This is a genomic window from Aneurinibacillus thermoaerophilus, from assembly GCF_900099925.1.
In the GTDB taxonomy this organism is placed as follows: Bacteria; Bacillota; Bacilli; order Aneurinibacillales; family Aneurinibacillaceae; genus Aneurinibacillus; species Aneurinibacillus thermoaerophilus.
Window position 1 is genome coordinate 23,507 of record NZ_FNDE01000005.1, and the last position, 18,173, is coordinate 41,679.

18 protein-coding genes are annotated in these 18,173 nt (G+C 45.7%); 3 read left to right on the forward strand and 15 right to left on the reverse strand.

All coding sequences use genetic code 11. From position 1 onward, the window contains the following. Positions 1 to 37: 37 nt before the first annotated feature. From glnA to hflX, 4 genes are all read right to left on the reverse strand, one after another. Positions 38 to 1,372, reverse strand: coding sequence for a type I glutamate--ammonia ligase (gene glnA / locus BLR88_RS04285; RefSeq protein ID WP_057898741.1), 1,335 nt, complete (start codon positions 1,370 to 1,372; stop codon positions 38 to 40). Positions 1,373 to 1,441: 69 nt separating this feature from the next. Continuing rightward, a complete protein-coding gene (locus BLR88_RS04290; RefSeq protein ID WP_057898740.1) occupies positions 1,442 to 1,849 on the reverse strand; it encodes a MerR family transcriptional regulator in 408 nt (135 codons plus the stop codon). Positions 1,850 to 1,974: 125 nt separating this feature from the next. Beyond that, positions 1,975 to 3,243 carry a methionine gamma-lyase family protein gene (locus BLR88_RS04295; protein ID WP_091260017.1) on the reverse strand — a complete coding sequence of 423 codons (1,269 nt, stop codon included), beginning with the start codon at positions 3,241 to 3,243 and terminating at the stop codon, positions 1,975 to 1,977. 28 nt (positions 3,244 to 3,271) lie between these two features. Beyond that, entirely contained in the window at positions 3,272 to 4,531 is a 1,260-nt protein-coding gene (gene hflX, locus BLR88_RS04300) for a GTPase HflX (protein WP_091260019.1), read from the reverse strand. A gap of 147 nt (positions 4,532 to 4,678) precedes the next feature. Between hflX and BLR88_RS04305 the strand changes: the two genes are divergently transcribed. Further along, positions 4,679 to 4,984: a hypothetical protein gene (locus tag BLR88_RS04305; protein WP_057898737.1), complete on the forward strand. Its 306-nt coding sequence runs from the start codon at positions 4,679 to 4,681 to the stop codon at positions 4,982 to 4,984. An 89-nt stretch (positions 4,985 to 5,073) separates the two neighbouring features. Next, positions 5,074 to 5,835, forward strand: coding sequence for an SIMPL domain-containing protein (locus BLR88_RS04310; RefSeq protein WP_057898736.1), 762 nt, complete (start codon positions 5,074 to 5,076; stop codon positions 5,833 to 5,835). Between the two features lie 74 nt (positions 5,836 to 5,909). Here the strand turns inward: BLR88_RS04310 and BLR88_RS19380 are convergent, their stop codons facing one another. The 4 genes from BLR88_RS19380 to BLR88_RS04325 all read right to left on the reverse strand — a co-directional run bounded on the left by BLR88_RS19380 (position 5,910) and on the right by BLR88_RS04325 (position 9,450). Then, positions 5,910 to 6,068, reverse strand: coding sequence for a hypothetical protein (locus BLR88_RS19380; protein WP_156424030.1), 159 nt, complete (start codon positions 6,066 to 6,068; stop codon positions 5,910 to 5,912). 75 nt (positions 6,069 to 6,143) lie between these two features. After that, a complete protein-coding gene (locus tag BLR88_RS04315) occupies positions 6,144 to 7,049 on the reverse strand; it encodes a chemotaxis protein (protein ID WP_409359884.1) in 906 nt (301 codons plus the stop codon). 466 nt (positions 7,050 to 7,515) lie between these two features. Continuing rightward, positions 7,516 to 8,658 (reverse strand): Ger(x)C family spore germination protein, encoded by a 1,143-nt coding sequence (locus BLR88_RS04320; protein WP_057898734.1) that lies wholly within the window; start codon positions 8,656 to 8,658, stop codon positions 7,516 to 7,518. Between the two features lie 351 nt (positions 8,659 to 9,009). Next, a complete protein-coding gene (locus BLR88_RS04325) occupies positions 9,010 to 9,450 on the reverse strand; it encodes an NUDIX domain-containing protein (protein WP_091260024.1) in 441 nt (146 codons plus the stop codon). A gap of 634 nt (positions 9,451 to 10,084) precedes the next feature. Between BLR88_RS04325 and BLR88_RS04335 the strand changes: the two genes are divergently transcribed. Then, positions 10,085 to 11,572 carry an amino acid permease gene (locus BLR88_RS04335; RefSeq protein WP_082705965.1) on the forward strand — a complete coding sequence of 496 codons (1,488 nt, stop codon included), beginning with the start codon at positions 10,085 to 10,087 and terminating at the stop codon, positions 11,570 to 11,572. Here BLR88_RS04335 and BLR88_RS19385 read toward each other — a convergent pair. From BLR88_RS19385 to BLR88_RS04365, 7 genes are all read right to left on the reverse strand, one after another. Beyond that, the gene (locus tag BLR88_RS19385) at positions 11,556 to 11,735 is read right to left on the reverse strand and encodes a hypothetical protein (protein WP_091260026.1); all 180 of its coding nucleotides are present in this window, start codon (positions 11,733 to 11,735) and stop codon (positions 11,556 to 11,558) included. The genes BLR88_RS04335 and BLR88_RS19385 overlap by 17 nt on opposite strands. Further along, positions 11,719 to 11,850 (reverse strand): hypothetical protein, encoded by a 132-nt coding sequence (locus BLR88_RS20325; RefSeq protein WP_257721591.1) that lies wholly within the window; start codon positions 11,848 to 11,850, stop codon positions 11,719 to 11,721. Before BLR88_RS20325 ends, BLR88_RS19385 begins: the two co-directional genes overlap by 17 nt. 123 nt (positions 11,851 to 11,973) lie before the next feature. Next, positions 11,974 to 12,420: an SACOL1771 family peroxiredoxin gene (locus BLR88_RS04345; protein ID WP_091260028.1), complete on the reverse strand. Its 447-nt coding sequence runs from the start codon at positions 12,418 to 12,420 to the stop codon at positions 11,974 to 11,976. 176 nt (positions 12,421 to 12,596) lie between these two features. After that, positions 12,597 to 14,174 (reverse strand): alkaline phosphatase family protein, encoded by a 1,578-nt coding sequence (locus tag BLR88_RS04350; RefSeq protein WP_091260030.1) that lies wholly within the window; start codon positions 14,172 to 14,174, stop codon positions 12,597 to 12,599. A gap of 184 nt (positions 14,175 to 14,358) precedes the next feature. Then, positions 14,359 to 15,558, reverse strand: a complete 1,200-nt coding sequence (locus BLR88_RS04355) for a Ger(x)C family spore germination protein (RefSeq protein WP_091260032.1) — start codon at positions 15,556 to 15,558, stop codon at positions 14,359 to 14,361. Then, positions 15,545 to 16,645 carry a GerAB/ArcD/ProY family transporter gene (locus BLR88_RS04360; RefSeq protein WP_057898727.1) on the reverse strand — a complete coding sequence of 367 codons (1,101 nt, stop codon included), beginning with the start codon at positions 16,643 to 16,645 and terminating at the stop codon, positions 15,545 to 15,547. The genes BLR88_RS04355 and BLR88_RS04360 overlap by 14 nt, the downstream gene beginning before the upstream one ends. Positions 16,646 to 16,665: 20 nt before the next feature. Next, the gene (locus BLR88_RS04365) at positions 16,666 to 18,138 is read right to left on the reverse strand and encodes a spore germination protein (protein WP_091260034.1); all 1,473 of its coding nucleotides are present in this window, start codon (positions 18,136 to 18,138) and stop codon (positions 16,666 to 16,668) included. Between the last annotated feature and the right edge of the window lie 35 nt (positions 18,139 to 18,173).

The following is an 18,173-nucleotide window of genomic DNA, read 5'->3' on the forward strand; positions in this document are numbered from 1 at the left end:
AACTTGCGGGCAATGCCCGCAAGTTTTTCTTAAGCTATTAATAATTAATGTACTGATCGCGTTCCCACGAGTGAACAGTGGTACGGAACATATCCCATTCGATCTCTTTTGCTTCAATGAAGTGCTCAAGTGCGTGTTCACCGAGCGCCTTGCAAATCACTTCGTCGGCTTTCAGTTCTTCAATCGCTTCTTTCAACGTAGCCGGCAGACTTGCGATGCCCGCTTCTTGGCGTTCTGTTTCATTCATTACATAGATATTGCGGTCAATCGCCGGAGGTGCCTGCAATTTGTTTTTAATGCCATCCAGACCGGCAGCCAGCAATGCCGTTAATGCCAGATACGGATTTGCGGCCGGGTCCGGATTGCGTACTTCAATCCGGGTACTCAAGCCACGGGAAGCCGGAATACGAATTAACGGGCTGCGGTTTTTTGCAGACCATGCTACATAGCAAGGTGCTTCATAACCAGGAACAAGACGTTTATAGGAGTTTACAGTCGGGTTTGTGATGGCTGCAAAGCCACGGGCATGCTTGATGATGCCAGCCAAGAAATGCATAGCTGTTTCGCTTAGTCCCAGTTCAGTTGACGGATCTTCAAACGCGTTCTTGTTGCCTGCGAATAGAGACAGGTTGCAATGCATACCGGAACCGTTAATACCGAACAACGGTTTCGGCATGAAGGTCGCGTGCAGACCGTGTTTACGTGCGATCGTTTTGACTACCAGCTTAAATGTTTGGATCTGGTCAGCCGCCTCTACAGCATTCGCATATTTGAAGTCGATTTCGTGCTGACCAGGTGCTACTTCATGATGAGACGCTTCAACTTGGAAGCCCATTTGCTCGAGCGTCAGCACGATGTCACGCCGACAGTTTTCACCAAGATCCAGCGGGGCAAAGTCAAAATATCCGCCTTGGTCGTTCAACTCGTTTGTCGGCTGACCGTGTTCATCCAGCTTGAATAGAAAGAACTCCGGCTCCGGTCCGAGATTAAACGAAGTGAAGCCGAATGATTCCATTTCTTGCAGCGCCGCTTTCAGGATTTGGCGCGGATCCCCCATGAACGGTTTGCCATCTGGTGTGTATACATCGCAAATGAAGCGAGCCACTTTGCCATCTTCCGTCGTCCACGGAAAGACAACGAATGTGTCAAGATCCGGATACAGGTACATGTCGGATTCTTCGATGCGTACAAAACCTTCGATGGAAGAACCGTCAAACATCATCTTGTTATTGAGCGCCTTTTCGAGCTGGCTTACCGGAATTTCTACGTTTTTAATCGTTCCAAGTAGATCCGTGAACTGCAAGCGGATATATTTTACATTCTCTTCCTTGACTAAGCGATAAATATCCTCTTTCGTGTACTTTGCTGCCATCTCAAACTACCTCCTTAAAAATCTCTCCTCATAAGCAAGGAGACTCCCTTATTTTTGCTTTTATTTTTTTTAATGGAAGAAGCGGGAAAGCTCCCCCCAGTTAAGCGGCGTCTGTCCCGGCCGATTCGCGTGCATAATCTGCTGCTTGAGCAGTTCATGCAGCTCGCGGTCGGTAAGTTCCCTGCGTTTCTGCTCTGTTTTTTCATCAATCATGTTCTCGTTGCGCTTTTCCTCGTGTTTCATTTCCAGCACTTGTTTGATGCCAGCAATGTTTAATCCTTTCTCCAGCAACGCTTTAATCTCCAGCAGGCGGTCGACATCGTTGAATGAAAACAGGCGTTGGTTTCCTTTCGTCCGCGCCGGGGAAATAAGCTGTTGCTGTTCATAATAACGGATTTGACGGGCCGATAATTCAGTCAGCTGCATCACAATCCCTATCGGAAAAAGAGCCATATTACGGCGAATTTTGTCTTTCACGTTTTTATCTCCTTTCGCCGGCGAATCTCCTTGCTTCCTTAGTTCTTATTCTACACATGTCAGGTTTTATCGTCAATACATGTAAGATAATTTTACATATATTTTTTGAAAGATACCGCCTCTTTTTAAATTTGTAACAAATTCTTTTTTAACATTTCGTCGAGCGCGGTCAGTACACCAACTTTAACATGGGAAGCAGTCAGGCCACCCTGGACGAACCCCAGGTACGGCGAGCGGATCGGGCCATCCGCGGACAACTCGATGCTGGCACCTTGAATAAACGTGCCGGCCGCCATAATGACCGGATCGGCGTATCCCGGCATCGCACCCGGCTGCGGTACAACGTGCGAATCGACTGGCGAGGCTTTCTGGATTCCTTGGCAGAATGTCACCAGCCCTTCTGCCGTGCCGAATTCGACAGATTGGATCAAATCGGTACGTGGCGCGTCCCAGCGCGGGTTCGTTTTGAATCCGAGCTTTTCCAAAAGGCCTGCGGTAAATACCGCTCCCTTCAGCGCTTCACCAACGACATGCGGCGCTAAGAAAAAGCCCTGGAACATTTCCAGCGTCCCATACTGCGTCGAACCGACCTCGGCGCCGAGCCCCGGTGCGGTCATCCGGTAGGACGCCATCTCCACAAGATCCGCCCGACCAACGATATATCCCCCACTCTTGGCAAGACCGCCGCCAGGGTTCTTAACAAGCGACCCGGCCATAATGTCAGCACCAACTTCCAACGGCTCCTTGCTCTCGGTGAACTCTCCGTAACAATTATCCACAAAGACAATGATGTCCGGACGAATTGCTTTTACGAAATCAATCATTTCCTTTATTTTTTCGATCGTAAAAGAAGGACGGTCAGCATAGCCGCGAGAGCGCTGAATGCCGATCACTTTTGTCCGACTGTTGATGGCACGAGCCACCGCTTCTTTGTCGATCTCTCCCGCTTCCGTCAGCGGTACGGCGGCATAGCTCACCCCGAACTCTTTGAGCGAACCTTTGCCGTGACCTCTTACGCCGACGATTTCTTCCAGCGTATCATACGGTGCGCCGGTAATATACAAAAGCTCATCTCCCGGACGAAGAAGGCCGAACAAGGTGATCGCAATGGCATGTGTACCGCTCAAAATATGCGTGCGCACGAGCGCCGTTTCCCCGCCGAATACTTCGGCATACACTTTTTCCAATGTTTCCCGTCCCATATCGTCGTATCCATATCCGGTCGACGGAGCAAAGTGAAAATCGCTGACTTGGTGTTTTTGAAACGCCCTCAGCACTTTGAACTGGTTGTAATCTGCTATTTTTTCAATCTCGCGCAGGCGTGGATAAATCTCCGCTTCTACCTGCTCTACATAAGGGGCCAGTTTATCTCCATGCATCAAGTACGAAAACACGCTATCTTCCCTCTCTACCTCTACTTTTTTATATGATAAACTGCAAAAGTTCCGGGGAAAGTTGTGTAACATTTCGACCTTCCACTTGCAGTTCATAGTACATGCCGTCCTCGCTAATATTTTCGTGGACGATATGCAAGTTACGGCGCACAAGCGCGTATAAATCGCCACGTATGGTCGGCAGGCGCAGCGTATACCGGGCATACCGACTCTTTATGTGTGCTTCGATGACCATAAGTAGACGCTTTATATCCTCCGGACGGTGTGCGGATATGTACAAGACTTCGCCTGTTACCGGCGCAATCGGTGCTTCGGCAACCACATCCATCTTATTGAATACTGTCAAGCGCGGGATCATGCCCGCCCCAAGTTCGGTAAGCACGCTGTCTACCACTTCCATGTGGATTTGGTGGTCTGGATGGGATGCATCGACGATCTGAACGATAACATCCGCTTCTGCCGCTTCTTCCAGCGTGGAACGGAACGCGGCTACCAACTGGTGCGGCAAGTCCTGAATAAATCCCACCGTGTCGGTCATGATAATTTCTTCGCCTCCAGGCAACCGTACGCGGCGCGATGTCGGATCAAGCGTAGCGAATAGCTTGTCCTCTTCCAGAACGCCCGCCCCGGTGAGACGGTTCAAAATGGTCGATTTTCCTGCGTTCGTGTAACCGACAAGTGCTGCCTGAAACACTTCGTTCTTTTTACGACGTTCACGGTACAACAGACGGTGCCTTTTTACTTCTGCCAACTGGTGTTCGATTTCGCTGATACGGCGGCGGATGTGGCGCCGATCCGTCTCCAGCTTGGTTTCCCCCGGCCCCCGGGTTCCGATGCCGGCTCCAAGTCGCGACAGCCCCGCCCCTTTCCCTGTCAAACGCGGTAATCTATACTGTAATTGGGCCAGCTCAACCTGCAATTTTCCTTCGCGCGAATGGGCACGTTGGGCAAAAATGTCGAGGATGAGCTGGGTGCGGTCAATCACTTTGCATTCAATGGCCTGCTCAAGGTTGCGGATTTGCATCGGAGTCAGCTCATCATTGAAAATGACGAGATCGGCTTTCAGCTCAAGCGCAAGCTGATTGATTTCTTCGACTTTGCCCTTGCCTACATACAAGCGTGCATCTATTTGATTCCGCTCTTGTGTCAGCGAAGCGATAACCTCCGCCTGCGCCGTCCGGGTTAGCTCCGCCAATTCCTCCATAGACAGCTCGAATTGGCGCTGGTCACCGTGTTTCTTATAGCAGCCGACGAGGATCGCCTGCTCGGTTTTTTGTTCATCGACAATGTGTATAAAAAACGCCTCCTTTCACACACGTAATATGCAAGCTTCTATGTTAGCCACAGAACGTGCTTGCGTTGTAGAAGTTTCTTTATTATCTTACCAAATCTCTATCACATAAACACGAAGATTCCAGCAGAAAGGAGGAAGAAGATGGCTTTCGGCGTGAAACGTGCAGAGCTTGAAGCATGGAAAGAACAAGTTCGCAGAGGAGAAGTGGCGTTCATTACCCATTTCTGGCTCCATCCGCGCTGCCCTGATATTACGACGGTCACAAAAGCAGGATGCGCCGATCTCGCTGCTTTACTCGCATGGGGTGAAAAATATGGCCTGGGCAGCCAACATCTTCATCACCGCGAAGAATTCCCTCATTTTGACTTGATTGGCGACAAGCAAAAAGAAGTGTTGGTAGGCGAAGCGCTCTGGGACCAGATCAAACGTTTTCGTATTAAAATATAGGGAAAGGTAAACATTCCTTCCCTCTAAACGCAACCTATTTTATAAAAGAATCGTCTATACAGTAAAACATGGACATAGGAGAGATAAATATGAAGAATATACCTACTGTTAGAACATTATCTTGTGCTCTACTTCTCGGGATGTCTATTATTTCCGGATGGGTGCCTGCCGCCTATGCCCAAACATCCGTGCAAAGTTCAGAAGTTGTTGCCCCCGCCGCGCTGCGCACAATCACCGTGACCGGTCATGGAGAAGTTACGGTACAACCAGATATCGCCTACATTCAGCTCGGGTTATATACAACAGGAAAAACAGCCCGGGAAGCACAGGAAAAGAATGCCCAGCAATTCAAAACGATTCATAACGCGCTCATCCGCCTGCAAATCGCCGAAAAAGACATACAAACCGTGCGTTTTTCCACCATGCCGGAGTATACGTGGGAAAACAACAAGCAGCAATTTAAAGGGTATCAAGTCGAACAAATCGTCCAGATCAAATACCGTAATCTGGAGAAGATCGGACAGGTGATGGATACCGCTGTCGCTGTCGGAGCCAACCGGATTGAAAATGTCTGGTTTAGTTCGGAAAAAATCGAGGAGCACAAACTCGCAGCCATGGATAAAGCGATGGATAATGCCCGTCTAAAGGCGGAACGCATAGCGAAACATGCCGGCGTGAAAATTAAAGACATCGTGCAGATCACTGACAACATTACCCCTCAGCCTATTCCTATGTACCGCCAGTCAGTGGTTGCCGACTATAGCGCACAAGAAAAGAGCAACGCGAGCAGCCAGGTGTATCCGGGCGAATTGAAGATCGAAAGCACTGTAACAGCAACCTATTCATACTGACTTCACGTTCTTCACAAAAGGAGCTAGAAAGACGAAGAAAATGCCCCGCAGGTTTACTTGTGGGGCATTTTCTCCTATTCCTCTTCTCTTTCGGCTTCCGTCATAGAAATGAACCGCGGCGGCTCCTGCCCAGTAATCGGAATTTGTCCGTCCCGGCCAAACTGATCCAAACGCGACGGGTGGCTGCGCGGATGTACCCGCTCCATCGCCTGGCGTTTATTTTCGTCAGTCATGAAAGCTCCCCCTTTTTATAAACGCTATTTTTAGTATGGCCGAATCGCAAAAAATTATCGAAGACAAAAGCCAAGTTACAAAATTAAACCGTCAATCACTTTCACAAGATTTACAATTTCCGGCTTACTTACCTGTGCATCTGCACCCACTTTCTCTCCTTTATGGCGCAAATCATCCGTAATCAGCGACGAAAAAATGACAACCGGTAGCTTCTGCAACTCCGGATGTTCTTTAATGCGTTTTGTCAGATGATGCCCGTCCATTCCCGGCATTTCGATATCTGTAATTACCAGTTGAATATGCTCGGTTACATCCTGCCCTGTGCCGACAAGGTGTTCAAGATAGCGCCATGCCTCGTTTCCGTCCTCGCATGCTTCAACGTGCGTATATCCTGCCTTATGAAGCGTCTCTTCGATCAGCTTGCGCAGAATGGCAGAATCTTCCGCCAGCAAAATGCGCTTGGCCGAAATGGGCCGCTCGCCAAGCTCCCGCATCTGTCCGCTTTGGAATCCCGCTTCCGGGCTAATGTCCACCACGATCTTTTCAAAATCAAGCAACAAAATAAAGCGATCTTCCATTTTCACCACACCGGTTGTACTGCTTTCAAGGCCGCGTGTGAGCTCGGATGGTTTCTCGATTTGTTCCCAAGAAATCCGATGAATGCGCGAAACTGAATGCACATGAAAGGCCACCTTCATCTGATTGAGTTCCGCAATGATAAATTTGTCCTGTTCCGGATGCTCAGATGGCGGAAAGCAGAGCGCTTTTGCCAAATCAATGACTGGAAGCACTTCTCCACGCAACTGAATAATGCCCATTACATGAGGATGGGATTTCGGCGTGCGCGTCACCGGCAGTGGATTAATGACTTCACGTACTTTAATGACGTTAATGCCAAACACTTCCCCAGCAATGCCAAACTCGATAATCTCCAGTTCATTTGTACCACTTTCCAGAAGAATTCCTTTGTTATTTTCTATGTCCATGTTCCTGTCTCCTTTCGACTTGCTCCATAAGCAAACTATGATTTATAAGACATTATTTCTAGTAATAGAGTACCTTATAAATTTAGGTTTTTTCTACATAAATATTGATATATTTTTAGAAATTTGTTTGTTTTTTCTTGTTGTACGCAGTATTTTAATACTATTCCTGGCCTTTCCATACTGCGACATTTACGACATTGACATTGTGGACAAAAATAACGATAGTCCGGTACCCTGTCATGGGGCCCGGACTGTCTGCCATTTAAGATTGCCTTCTAACCGCATTCAGCACGTATAGTATTCCGTCTTATTTTAATCTTAAGGATTGTAATCGCTCCGTTTTCTCTCTCGTCAGAATCCCTTTTTGTCATTTTTTAATATCCAGAAGACTGGGCAATAAATTTCCTTCGCCCAATCATCATAACAGCGCTGTTCAAATTCACTCAAATGCATACAATCTTTATTGAATCACACCATGAGCTTTGATTTGTATCATTGGTGCTACTCTAACAGTCGCCCTTGAAAATTCATCCATCCAGTGAGTATCAATCTTTTTCCATTGCTGATATTGGTAAGCACGTGCATACCATCCAAATCCAAACGGATCGAGATGGTGCTTCTGCACTTTTTTAACCAACCTATTTAATTCTTTTTCGAGTTGATCCGTGATGAGAAGAGTTAATTGTTCTTTCTCCTTCTCATTTTCCATATCGATATGAAACGTACGTTCCACTAATGTAACATCAAGTTTCATCTTTACATCAAATGAAAAATGGTTTTTTCTATAATTTGTCGAAATACGACGGTTAATTTTATTTACATTTATTGTTACAAAGTTAGTCCCTTTTACGTTTTCACGAAAATTCAGGGTTTTAAATGATCCTGGAGGCATACGGATTGTAAGGGATACCGGCAACTTTGCTTCGTCCTGCAAAATAAGAAGTAACGCACTTTCTCGACGAGTTAGCGACAGTTTATACATTCCTCTATCATTTAAAAGCGCAGACCCAGTGACAACAATTCCCGTCTTATCTGCTTTTATTTCTGAAATCGCAGGCGTAATCCCTTTATCAAAAAACATTTTATGGAATTTTTGCAGCGTGGTAAAAACCGTTTCATTGGACTGATTTGCCACATCAATTACATTATTTATATACACAGGAAAGCGAGGCTTATCGCTAAACTTACTGTTCAAAACAGAAGAAACTGGCCCCTTCACAGCAACCATACGCATATTTCCCGTGTTTTTCGGATCTCGATAAGCCACGTCCAGATAAGGTACGCTGCCCTCTTTTTTCAATATTTTGTCACCCAATAGAAATACTTGCACTTTTCCGGTAGCAATCTGACCGTTCGCTGTACTGTTAAACCTCTCCCTTGCCTGCCTGACTGTGTTCACTTTGGATCCATACACTTCGTATTTCTTTTTTGTATCTTTACTAAAAACCGGACTTATTTGATAAACCATTAGCTCATTATCTTTATCTAAATCAATCCCATACGCTAAAGATAGCGTTAAGTCCTCCACATCAAGCCGATCGCCACAGCCCGACATAAAAAATAGCCATAAACATACCACAATAAATTTTGCCCGCTTTCTCATCGATCTTCTCTTCCTTCCAATAACGTATAACCCATTACATCTAAAAACACACAACGAGAAAAGCAGAGAAGTTCTGAAGCATACAATAACTACAAAAAGCAGAAATGAAAAACACGATAGTTGCCAGTCTTTTTACTATACAGGCAAGAAAGGTTATACGTCACAAAAAGTGTAAGGGATACCCGATGTTAAGAAATAAAAATATAAATTGACTTCTTTGGCGTAGTATATTCTTAGGAGTAGTATGGACAAGAGCTCCGTCAATTACCCAAAGATTACAGAAGAAAAATCCTCTTCGTTGCTATTTTAAGTTAGCACTTGGTAACAGCTTCGCTGATACGACTCCGAATACTAGCGAAGAAACGGAAGATCATGGTTAGCCAGCGCATCTCCCAGCCATTTTGGATGCATTGGCAAAAGCTCTGAAGGCAGACGATCGTGCGGAAAATAAGCCAGTTCAAGCGTCTCGGCGCAGCGGGGAGATAATTTTCCCCCTATAACCTGCGCTTGAAAACATGTAGTAACAAACTGTACGACGCGACCATCCGGATAATAAAACGTTTGCGAAACAGGATCAGAATAAATCCCAATTAACCGTGTTATCGCAACTCGTAAGCCTGTCTCCTCCCATGCTTCACGGACAGCAGCCTGCAACACCGTCTCACCAGGTTCTACATGTCCTGATGGAATTCCCCACAACCCGACATCCGCCCTTTTTTGAAGTAACACCCGATTTTGTTCGTCGAAAATAATAATGGCCACCCCGGGACGAATTTGTGTCGCTTTTTTCATTACGTATTCAACCTCCTTAAAAAATAAAAAAGCCCAAAGAAGGAAAGCAGCGCAAATACGCTGAACTTTCCCCCTCGGGCTTTTTGTGCCAATAGGTGCCTCTTGCACAAAGCAAGATCTGTAGCGCTCGGTCGCAGTCCTTCATATCGAATATAAAGCGGAACCCTAGCTACTTATTCCCAGTTCAGTCAAAGGAAACCCATCGCTTTTTTATTTTTTACTATACCTGCACAAGATCAACCATTTCAATAAAAACTTACGCTTTATAATCATCATTCAAAATTCAATGCAAAAAAAATAGCAAAATATACGCCATTTTTTTTGCATTTGCTATTTTTCTTGCAGGAAAAATTCCCCTTCCATCCTGCTTCTTGCACCGGACACAACGAATAAAGCTTGTTCTTCTCTATTGTTTTGTCAATAAAAGAGCTTAAGCCTGAAATTTTTTCTACGAGCTTCCCATTTTTGTGCCCAAATTGGCGAAATAATTGCAATAAAATTTAGTAAATTGAAAAACAAATTATATACTTTATTCTTTTTATTTTGTGCGAAGGTGAATGCTAAAAATTCGCATATCGGTTCATCTCCAAAACTTTTCTTCTCTATACTACAAATCAAAAAATGAGGTGGTTACATGAGCCAATCTCCATTGCAAGTAAACGAAATGATCGAACCGGTAACCGATACTTCCAGCCAGTTGCATCGCGGATTAAGAGCGCGGCATTTGACCATGATTGCCATCGGTGGTTCAATCGGAACCGGCCTCTTCTTGGCAAGCGGTGCAACCATTCACTCAGCCGGCCCCGGCGGCGCGCTCGTCGCGTACCTAGCTATTAGCATTATGGTCTACTTTTTAATGACGAGCCTTGGTGAGATGGCTACATTTTTACCAGTATCTGGTTCTTTTAGCAGCTATGCATCCAGATTTGTCGATCCGGCGCTTGGCTTCGCACTTGGTTGGAACTACTGGTATAACTGGGCCGTGACCATCGCGGTAGAAATCTCGGCCGGGGCTCTTATCATGAAGTTCTGGTTTCCTGATAGCTCTTCGCTTCTCTGGAGCGTCCTCTTCCTCGGTATCATGTTTGGCCTTAACTATTTATCGGTCAAAGGATACGGGGAAGGCGAATACTGGTTCGCATTAATCAAAGTTATTTCCATTCTCGCTTTTATTATTGTCGGTATCAGTATGATTTTCGGCATTATGGGAGGGGAAGCGGTCGGATTCAAAAACTTCACCGTAGGGGACGCCCCGTTCCACGGCGGATTTATGGCCATATTCAGCGTCTTTATAATCGCAGGCTTCTCTTTCCAGGGCACCGAGCTGGTCGGCATCGCGGCAGGGGAAAGCGAAAAACCAGGGAAAAACGTACCAAGAGCCATCAAACAAGTATTTTGGCGAATTCTTTTATTTTACATTTTGGCTATTCTGATCATTGGCCTGATGATTCCATACACGGATGAACGTCTCATCAATTCTGATATTGAAAATATTGCTGTAAGCCCTTTCACTCTAGTGTTTGAAAAGGCGGGACTGGCATTTGCGGCTTCAGTTATGAACGCCATTATTCTGACCGCCGTCCTTTCAGCGGGCAACTCCGGCATGTACGCCTGTACGAGGATGCTATGGATGCTGGCCAAGGAAGGTAAGGCACCGAAATTCCTTGGCAAAGTAAATAAACGCGGCATTCCTGTCAATGCTCTCTACATAACGTCGCTTGTGGGCATGTTAGCGTTCTTGTCCTCGCTGTTTGGTGACGGTACCGTGTACATCTGGTTGCTGAACGCGAGCGGTATGTCCGGATTTATCGCCTGGGTTGGCATCGCAATCTGTCATTACCGCTTTCGCAGGGCATACGTGGCTCAGGGAGGAGATATAAACGCGCTTCCTTACAAAGCGAAATGGTTCCCGTTCGGTCCGCTCTTCGCCCTTGTGCTCTGTATTATCATCATTCTCGGCCAGAACTACGGCGCGTTTATGGAGGAGAAAATCGACTGGAATGGCGTGCTCGTTTCCTATATCGGTCTGCCATTGTTTCTCATTCTCTGGCTGGGATATAAGTTTATTAAGAAAACAAAAGTCATTCCTTTGCATGAGTGCGATTTTAGCCGCGATCAATAAGCTTGACGTACAAAAAGATAGCCCGGCACATAGCCGGGCTTTGTACTAGCGCAAAAAAGCGACAATATGCCTCTTCCTCCTGTGTGGTCTCGCGGAAAGTCAACATAAGCCCAGGAAGAAGAGGGATATTTGTCAACAGACCGAAGTTATGTAGCCGGAGCATTCGGCCCCTCCAGCTTCTTATCCCCGTAACCCGGTGCTCTTTCCGTATCCTTTTCTTTATCCGCCTGCTTCATTCTCTGTTCTGTGCTTTGATTTTTCGTTTCTTGATCCTTCATAACTTTGTAACCCTTTCCTTATTATCAATTATGATTTGCATGTATATTTTTTGTTAGAAGCAGAGAAAGAAACACGGAAAATTTTTACGTTAGATTGTACAACGCGGGAAAACACTTCTTAAATTATGCTATTACAACATCGGCCTCCACAAGCACTTCCACATTTCCTTGGACAGCTTTGGAAACCATGCACGCTTTTTCGGCGCGTTCAGCCAGCACAACTACGGTCTCGATCTGCTCTTCTGCAGCTTCCGCTTCCAACGTAATGCGGGGACGGTGGATAATTTTTTGAAAACGCGGGCTGCTGCCCTCCATGATCACGATTCCTTCTGACTCCAAATGCAAATCCGATACGCCAATTCCCCTGTTTTGGAGAATGGCTGCCAGCGTAATCAAATAGCAGGTCGCCGCCGCGCCGATCAGCATCTCATCAGGATTCGTGCCAACACCTGGACCGTTCATCTCTTTTGGAACGGAAATCGGCGCTTGCAGGTTGCCCACGGAAATGCGCCCTTCTCCGTCCCGTCCTCCTTTCCAATCTGCCTTCAAATAAAAATGGTGTTCCGCCATAGTCCCATCCCCCCCTTTAAAAATAAACCAGCGATTTTTTCTGCCTATTCGCTTTCACATCCACAATCCGCATATAAAAAGTATTAATTATGATATTCATTCGCTGTGGTAGTCAAAATTCCTTTTTCTTTCTATTTTTTATTTATGTGGCCTGGCGCTGTAAAATAAAAGCCTCATCAGTGGATCAACCGTAAAATCCAATCCTTCATATCCACAATCCGCAAATGTTTTGGGGAAAGATCCGTACCGCTGACAATAAGGGGCACAAGGGAATCCTGTTCGTGCAACGAACCATGCCCGGCCCCATTAATGTGCGTATGAATACTCGGCCCCGTCAATTCGCACCCTGGTCTAGCTGTTAGTATAAGATAGCGCCCCGGATGTGAATGCAGGGCACCATATAATCTAGCCAGGCCATCAGGATAGCTGCCATATGCGATTCGGTTTCCTGTTACAGATAGATCCAGAACGGAAGCATCTCCTTGCATAGACCACGTCTGTCCATACGTATCAATGTACCGACCGTTCCGCCGGTAGAAAAAACCCCCTTCTTTTCCTCCGTTTACGATCCGAATGAAAGAACCTTCTTTCCAGGCAATCACATCGATCCGTTTATCCTTTTGCAGGGAACGGGCAATTTCGGACAGGGACAACCGCTCATCCAGCGCATAAACATACGCCATTCTCTCATTAAAACCAAGCACGATTTGATCCGTTTTCCGAGCTGGCTTTCCTTCCTCTGCAATCCGATAAGAAGACAAAAGGGAAGGCAAATCGATCAATGCCTCTTTCCGTTCGCCGCCGATCGACGTTTGTCCACTGTCGCCCATAACAATCCAAATCGCCTCTTTGAGCGCTGTCTCCCACGATCCATACGCCGCAAATATCTCCTGTATCTGTCGATCAGCCCTCTCAATCTCTCTGGTAACTGTGATTCCCTTTTTATGGATGGCCTGATCCAACTCAGGAAAATAAGCGATGGTAAAAGCGGGAAGCTTTCTCTTTTGAATTAGGTACTTGATCTCATCAGCAGCGAATTTGTTATTAAATCCGAACTTTTTCCAAGCATGATGGTAGCGACTATCCGGCTCAATTTGCGATAGCACGCCTAGCGAGAACCATTCCGGCCCAAACGTTTTCAAACGGGCAGGAAATGTTTTATCTACCGGAATCATTGCAGATGTATGTAATATATGAGGCGTCTTGCCTCTATAAATAAGCGCATTAACAGAGGCGGACGCTTTTCCTTTGGCAGCCAGCTCTTCATGGATCGTTTTAACATTGCGGCTTAGATGAACATTATTTAAATTATACAGGCTGTCATACAACATTTGTCCAAGCCCCGTCTTCAACGTTTCCCTTATTCCCCCGCTACCGTAATTGACGATACGGTTCTCGGCTGCGTCATACCAGACAAGTCCGGGCACGCGATGCAGGTCAGGATATGTTCCGGTTAAAAGCGTCGCGTCAATCGTAACGGACATGGTGGGAAAAGAACTTACCATTTTGGGAAAATACCGTCCATGCTTGAGCAAAAACGCGAGCGCAGGAGCGCGTCCGTCCCTGATCACTTCCTGTAGCGGCTTGTGCATCAATGAATCAATCATGAGCAGAATGACAGGTTTCTCCACAGGCGAAGAGGATTTCATTTTTATATCGATTGGGTTCGGAAGACGAAAAAAAAGATTCCATCCTCCTGCAAGCGCAGTCAGCATGACAACAATAGCAATGGTCAAATATCGTTTACCCTTCATTGCTTATCCCCTATTCCAGCGCCGCCTCGGTTTGAGGAAACCGTCCAGCCGTTCATATTCCGGTTTTGCTGTCGCGGCATTTCTTTATTCCTTTGGTTCGCTTCTGGCAATGGATAATCTTAAGCTTCCACAGAAAAACGATATTATACATTCACCCGCTCATCGCCAGCTGAATGACTTTGTATTACATCTTCGTTCCTCTCGTTCCGAATTCGCTGATTTGCACTTTCACGTTAATATCTACAGGTATTTTGCTAAAATGTTTATCCCAGTCTTTTTTGACTTCCTTCCAAACTTTGGGGTAGTAGATACTGAGCTGTTTGCCAAATCCGGCCACATCAACTTTAAACTTCTTCTGTGTTTTTGTCAGCGCCTTCTGAGTTAAACGTTTAATTTCCATCTCTGCTGCCTTCTCGGCTCTTTTTATTAAGTTTTCTTTGAAAGCATTTCCCGGCTCCAACCAGTCTTCACGAAGTGACCCTTCCGTCTCGATGTCTACGGTGAAAGAGATGTTATTTCCCTGCACTTTCGGCTTAATCCTGCTTCTCATTTTTCCTACTTCATACACCATGGTTTTTCCTGTTTTTTGGTCTGTTCCTTTCACAATGCCTGCTTTTCCTTTTCCGCTCATCCAGTTTAGCCCTTCCATTTCGTCCTCACCCAGCCAACCGACCATTTTGTGGGTTTTTCCGTTTATTACGGTGGCTCCGGCTACTTTTGTTCCCGTTTTGGAGGTGACTACACGCTGCATAACAAAGCTGGTTTCCGACGTTAGTTTTTCCGACATGTCACCCAGTGTCATTTCGGGTGCCATCCGCAGGGTTTTCTTGGTGTTTTCAATCATTTTCGCCATTTTTAAGGCTGGATTAGCCATAATCGGTGGCTTTTTTTCGAACGTTTCCCGTGCTTTTCCTTTCGCGATAAGCATTTTGATCGTCCGTCTTGATTCAGGATTGCGAAGGAAAAAATTGATAATATCGCGTAAATCAGTAGAACGAGCTATCTCTTCGCTAATGACGATCACTTTTAGATGCTCATAGTTTGGGGGACGTGCTACGCGGGTTGACAGCTCTCGGACAATTTCAAAGATGGTTTCGCCTTCATTGACAACGTTGGAATACGGCTTATTCTTTCCCGTTCTGGTTTTTCCTTCCACTTCTTGTGGTATGATAAAATGGTGAACCATCAAAATATGCTTACGTTCCTTTGCTTGTCCCTTTAACTCTTCCTTTTCCTGTTTTTTCGCTGCTTTCGTTGCAGATTCGTCAATAGCGACTCCAAGCACGATACCAATGTCTTCAAGTTCTACCCGATCCCAGCAACCTGTTATCATGATGAGGGAGAGGAGAAGAGAGAACATGAATGTCCTTTTAGTTTTTTTCATGATTCCCCCTCCTTGCTTTAGCCACAAGCCATAAGAAGATTGGAATAATCATAGTAAAGAATATTGCTAAATATCCCATAAACTCGCCCAGTTTAAAAGTGGCGTTTAAATCTTTCGGATACATAGCGATAATGTAGATGGCCGGTAACACTCCAAAAACAAAATAATACATGTTTTTTTGGAAAAGTTGTCCCAAACCCAGACTGGCTGCATAATGATAAGGGACAAAAGTTGTATAGATGGCCATAATCCAGACAATCACCAGAAAAGAGTCAAAACGTTCGAAAAAAGCGCCGGGAAACTCGATATCTTTCGCCAGCGTCATGGTCGGCCATGTCAGCGTCTTCAGCTCCTCTACCGTAAAGATACCAATGGCCACCACGACCACCGATATATATAAAACGATTATCGTACTAATTGCCGTAATAGTTGATCTTACGGCCTTGTTTGGCTCTGTCATGAATGCGGTCACAATGAACATGATTTCAAATCCCGTGAAAGAAAAGGCGGTATTTTTTACCCCTTCCCATACAGGCGTGAACCCTTCACTTAGCAGTGGACGAAGATTGTCCAGTTCAAAATGGCTAAAACTTAACGTCAAAGTTAAAAAAAGAATCAGGACGATAGGGAGGGTAAACAATTCGCACAGCCGTGCGATCGGATTGATGCCCCCCACTGTTAGATAAGTGGCTACACTCATAAATACAATGATTACCACTTCAATCGGTGTTTTTTCTAACACAAAGACATGGATGACTTCCCCTAAAATCCGCACTACGTATCCACAGACAAAAATACAATAGACAATCAGGAGCACGTTAAGAATCGTACCAATAAACTTTCCGGTAAGAGCTTGACTGTACTGATAGAAAGTGTACTCGGGAAATAGGAGGCTTACTTTTGTGATCATATACCCGGCAAACAAGGAAATAAGGCCACCTAAAAGCAGAGAAATCCAGGCATCCGCTGTTCCGGCAGCATCCAATACTCTGCGGGGCAGCGTAAGAATGCCTGTTGCTAACATGGTATTGGCTACGACGATAGTAGCCTGTGTCTGCGTGATTCGATCTTTCGGATGGCTAATCATGAAAGGCCTCCTTCTCCTGTTTATTGCCGTTTGCGATCTTGCGTTTTGTTCATTTCCGGTCGCTGCTTCATCATCATCAGAGGGGCTCTAATCACCATATCTTTCCAATCCTTTGGCCGATAAGGGGTAAAAGAAGCCGTGTAATGAACGCCAAAGCTTTTCAATTTTACAAGATGAGCATTAATCAGAATGAAAAACAAAATAACACCGTACAGACCAAGCACAGCAGCCGACATCATCATTCCGAAGCGGAGCATCCGAATCGCAATCCCAGCCCCATATTGGGGAAAAGCGAAGGATGAGATGGCGGTTAAGGCAACGACAATAACCATGATCGGGCTTACAATTCCGGCTTCCACCGCTGCTTGACCAATAACGAGCCCTCCTACGATGCCGACAGCCTGTCCTACCGGTTTGGGTAGGCGAACCCCGGCTTCCCGCAAAATTTCAATGATAACTTCCATCATCAACGCTTCAATAAGAGAAGGAAAGGGAACCCCCTCTCTTGTTGCAGCAATGGAGATCGCTAACTTTGTTGGAATAAGCCCCTGGTTATATGAAATTAAAGAAATGTATAAGGCAGGGAGAAACAAGGCAGTAAAAGTGGCACCATATCGCATAGCCCGAATTAAAGAGCCAGGCAACCAGCGCTCATAGTAATCTTCTGGTGAACTCATAAGCATAGAAAATGTAACTGGTACGATAAGAGCGAAGGGAGTACCGTCCAATAGAAGAGCTACACGTCCTTCCATTAATGCACTCATCACCCGATCGGGTCTTTCCGTGTTTTGTACTTGAGGAAAAGGGGAAAGGTAATTATCCTCAATTAATTGTTCAACATACCCTGATTCCGGAACATCATCAATATTGATCCTTTCCACCCTTCTTTTTACTTCCGCTACTAACTCCTCATTAGCGATTCCTTTTATATAAACAATCGCTAAATCTTTTTTTGCACGTTGGCCTACTTTGTAAACAACCATTGTGAAATTTGGATCTTTGATTCGCCGCCGAAGCATCGCCGTATTGTTGCGAAGCGTTTCCACAAAACCGTCCCGCGGTCCCCGTACAAGCGATTCGGTAACCGGTTCATCGATGGAACGACCCTCCCAGCCGGTTATGCCGAGAATGAAACCACTGTCTATTCCATCAATGAACAAAAGCGCATTTCCGGAAAGTACCTCAAGAATACAATCGTTCAGGTTATGTGCCTCTTTTATTTCCGCTATCGGAATGCCAGAATTTATCACCCAATTTTTTATGTGTGCTGCTCCATCAGAAAGTTGTTTTGCCTTTTCTGCTGCTGTAGGCTCTTGCATTAAAGGTTTCATGATTTGTTCGTGCAAAGCTGTCTTATCTACTAAACCATCAATATAAACAATAGCTGCTTTCCATAATGTGCCACAAAAGGAAAACTGGCGAAAAATTACATCAGGACTATGTCCAATTTGCTCTCTTACTACTTGTAGGTTGCGCTGTAAACTGCTTGTCAACGGACGTACCTCGCTCGGATGACTGGCAGCAGAAG

Coding starts and splice junctions, on each gene's coding strand:
- glnA (WP_057898741.1), bottom strand. CDS start 1,372: ATGGCAGCAAAGTACACGAAAGAGGATATTTATCGCTTAGTCAAGGAA.
- BLR88_RS04305 (WP_057898737.1), top strand. CDS start 4,679: ATGGCTTTCGGCGTGAAACGTGCAGAGCTTGAAGCATGGAAAGAACAA.
- BLR88_RS04310 (WP_057898736.1), top strand. CDS start 5,074: ATGAAGAATATACCTACTGTTAGAACATTATCTTGTGCTCTACTTCTC.
- BLR88_RS19380 (WP_156424030.1), bottom strand. CDS start 6,068: ATGACTGACGAAAATAAACGCCAGGCGATGGAGCGGGTACATCCGCGC.
- BLR88_RS04320 (WP_057898734.1), bottom strand. CDS start 8,658: ATGAGAAAGCGGGCAAAATTTATTGTGGTATGTTTATGGCTATTTTTT.
- BLR88_RS04325 (WP_091260024.1), bottom strand. CDS start 9,450: ATGAAAAAAGCGACACAAATTCGTCCCGGGGTGGCCATTATTATTTTC.
- BLR88_RS04335 (WP_082705965.1), top strand. CDS start 10,085: ATGAGCCAATCTCCATTGCAAGTAAACGAAATGATCGAACCGGTAACC.
- BLR88_RS19385 (WP_091260026.1), bottom strand. CDS start 11,735: ATGCTCCGGCTACATAACTTCGGTCTGTTGACAAATATCCCTCTTCTT.
- BLR88_RS20325 (WP_257721591.1), bottom strand. CDS start 11,850: ATGAAGGATCAAGAAACGAAAAATCAAAGCACAGAACAGAGAATGAAG.
- BLR88_RS04345 (WP_091260028.1), bottom strand. CDS start 12,420: ATGGCGGAACACCATTTTTATTTGAAGGCAGATTGGAAAGGAGGACGG.
- BLR88_RS04350 (WP_091260030.1), bottom strand. CDS start 14,174: ATGAAGGGTAAACGATATTTGACCATTGCTATTGTTGTCATGCTGACT.
- BLR88_RS04355 (WP_091260032.1), bottom strand. CDS start 15,558: ATGAAAAAAACTAAAAGGACATTCATGTTCTCTCTTCTCCTCTCCCTC.
- BLR88_RS04360 (WP_057898727.1), bottom strand. CDS start 16,645: ATGATTAGCCATCCGAAAGATCGAATCACGCAGACACAGGCTACTATC.